The sequence below is a fragment of the Candidatus Phytoplasma fabacearum genome (assembly GCF_030586805.1).
Taxonomy (GTDB): domain Bacteria; phylum Bacillota_I; class Bacilli_A; order Acholeplasmatales; family Acholeplasmataceae; genus Phytoplasma; species Phytoplasma fabacearum.
In genome coordinates this window covers 4,697-7,776 of the sequence record NZ_JAOSIM010000020.1, presented here as the reverse complement: position 1 = coordinate 7,776, position 3,080 = coordinate 4,697, and the positions used below count along the sequence as shown (strand labels likewise).

The 3,080-nt window shown below is 21.1% G+C and carries 1 protein-coding gene and 1 pseudogene; one reads left to right on the top strand and one right to left on the bottom strand.

Going from position 1 to position 3,080, the window contains the following annotated elements:
* Positions 1-159: 159 nt before the first annotated feature.
* The gene (gene tilS, locus OC705_RS02020; RefSeq protein WP_320411938.1) at positions 160-1,080 is read left to right on the top strand and encodes a tRNA lysidine(34) synthetase TilS; all 921 of its coding nucleotides are present in this window, start codon (positions 160-162) and stop codon (positions 1,078-1,080) included.
* 1,477 nt (positions 1,081-2,557) lie between these two features.
* On the opposite strand, the pseudogene OC705_RS02015 reads toward tilS, so the two are convergent.
* Positions 2,558-3,080, bottom strand: a pseudogene (locus tag OC705_RS02015) (hypothetical protein); the annotation flags it as partial.

Sequence of the window (3,080 nt, the reverse complement as noted above, 5' to 3'; positions counted from 1 at the left end):
CGTCATAGAACTTATATGATCGGAATTAACAACTAATCAGTGGTGACACAACGTTAGTCCTCAGAAGAGGATAAATTATGGCAAGCCGGATGCTTGGAAACTTGCTTGTCCGGTTTAGATGGGGGCTGTTTGTAATAAATAACTGTAACTGAATGACAAATAATTGTTATTGAAACGCAAATAATCTATCCATATTTATTAGGATATAGTGGGATGCAACCTACTTATTTGATTGAAGAATTTGTATTTTTAAAACCTTTTTTATATCTGTCGAAAGACAAAATTATTAATTATGCTAATCAGAAAAAAATTTCTTTTTTAGAAGATGAAACTAATCAAAATGATTATTATGCTAGAAATAGAATTCGTAAATTTGTAATTCCTTATTTACAAAAAGAACATAATTTTTTAAAAAATATTTATAAATTTCATATTCAAATAACAGAAATTTATCAATTAGTAAAAGAGCAAACAAATTTATTTTTAAAATATCATTTTAATCAACAATATTATTGTTTAGAGGTTTTTTGTAAATTGAATATAGTTATCCAAAAAAATATTATTTTATCTTTGTTAGATGATAAAAAAATAAATAAAAATTTTGTTTTAATTAATAATATTATTAAATTATTAAATAATAATAATAAACCTTATTGTCAAGTTAAATTAAACAATCAATGGCAAATATCTAAAAAATATTATAAATGGCAATTGATTCCTTTAGTTAGGGTAGTAAATAATATTAATAAACTAAAACCTATTTTGTATGTACATCATGATCGTAAAAAATATCCCAAATATATGACACAGAAAGAAATTTTTTATAATAACGGAAAAGTAATATTCCCTTTAATTATAAGAACAAGACTACCAGGAGATATATTAGAATTCCAATTTGGAAAACAAAAATTAAAAAAATTTTTAATTAATTGTAAAATTCCTATTACACAAAGAAAAAAATTATTATTAATAGTAGATCAAACACAAAAAATTATTTGGATTCCTTATTTATATCATAATGAAACTTTAGGAGATGGAAAAATTATAACTATTGCTATTGATAACATCCAAAAAGTGTAAATAACTTGTGATTTTTTTAATTAATAGTTCCTATATAAATAATAATAAATACTAAAAAGATAAAAAAGTTCTTTATTAAAGAAAATAATGAATAATTAAAGTGGTTATTGTTATTAAAAAAGAAAGTTGCGAAAAATTTATTTAGTCAAAAATATTTAGCCACCACAAATTATCTCAAATAAAAGCCATAGATTATCTAATAAATTAATTAGATGTAATTATTTATAAATTATTGAAATTGAATAGTCTATAGTTTAAATAGAAATAAAAGTTAATATTCAGAGTAACCAGGATATAAGTCTAAAATCTAGTTATTTAAGTAGTCAGAGGAATAAAACTTAATTTGGAATAATTAAGTAAAATCCTCACTCCACCCTAAAAGTATTACAATTAATAATCTGTTAATTATGTTTAAGATCAACTTTCTTAGTTGATCTTTTTTGTTTTTTTTTAAAATAAATAAAAAAAGAGTATGAAATGAAAAGCTTTATTTTTACTTTTTTTCAAAAATAAAAAAATATGTGAGTACGTTCTCAATTAATTGAACTTTTATTATTTATTGGTTCATAAAACAGTTGCAAAAATTTAAATATTATCCTCGCGTTTTAAATAATAAAGATTTATTCCAAGAAGGATTATTGAGTTTAATTATAGTTCTCGATTATTAATTCTATCATGACGTTATTAAACACGTCAAGCACATGATTTCAAGTAATTGATTATATCATTAAATCGATATTAAAGGTTAATAATTGTTATTGGGGTTTTTTTCAGAGGAAGATAACAACCTTATTATTATTAAATGTTTATTTATGATATATTGATAATAAAATAAAAAAACTCCCTTAAAAAATGAAAATCAGAAAAAAAATTTAATCCGAACATGATTATCAATTTTCATTTTATTTTAGGTCGAGCCACACTAATCTCCAGGATTAAGAGTAGAAAGATTGGAAGTTTACTTATTTATCAATAATTAAGTCGAAAAATTCATCATACAAAAACACTTTCTACGATGTAAAATTTCGAATTACGGAGCGGGAGATAAAACCATGTTATTATAAAAAAATTGTTATCATCAAAGAACCAATTAACAAATCTATGATATTAGATAATTTTAGAAACACAGAATAAAAAGAATAAACAACTGACCAATGGTGACACAAATTTAGTCTTCGAAAGAAGGAAAATTATAGCAAATCAAATGCTTGAAAATTTGCTTATCCGGTTTAGATAGGTAGGGGGGGTAGGATTGTTGGTAATAAATATTAGAAAGACAAATTCTGAGAATTGAAAAACAAACAATCATAATCATTTGTATAAATAAAATTAGGAATATATAAATAAAAAAATATCAGCATATTATAATTAAATTAAATAACCTAAAAATAGTTATATTCATAAATTTAATTAAAAAGATAAACTTTTAATCCAAATAAATTATTGATTTTATAATTGTGTAATTATTATGTTTAAATTATGATTTAAAGTTATTTATTAATAATAAGTAAAATAAAATATTTATCATACATAAAATGATTAATAAATAAATTTGACTATATTTTTTAAATACAAATATCCATTTTTGAACATTAATAGAATAAATTTTTGTTAAATATTTGTGAGCTAATTTTATTAATTTTTGAGATAAACTTAATTGTTGTTTTTGAATTATTTTATTTTTTTGTTGATATGGTAAAAATTCTATAGTCTCTTTATTATTTATTTTTTTTGATAAAATATTATCTTTTTGAACAATATGATTATTTTTATTTTTTTCTTTTATTAATTGATTTTGATAATTTAAATTAATTATGTTTTGCGTTGATTTTTCTTGTATTTCATATTTCTCTTCAGTTAATGTTGCGTGGATCGGATCAAAGCTTGTGATTTTTTCTTTAACCCTATTAATACTTTCATCTTTTCTTTGATCAGTTTGATCTTTTCTTTGATCATTTTTGTCATGTCTTTTATCATTTTCAGTTAATGTTGCGAATCTT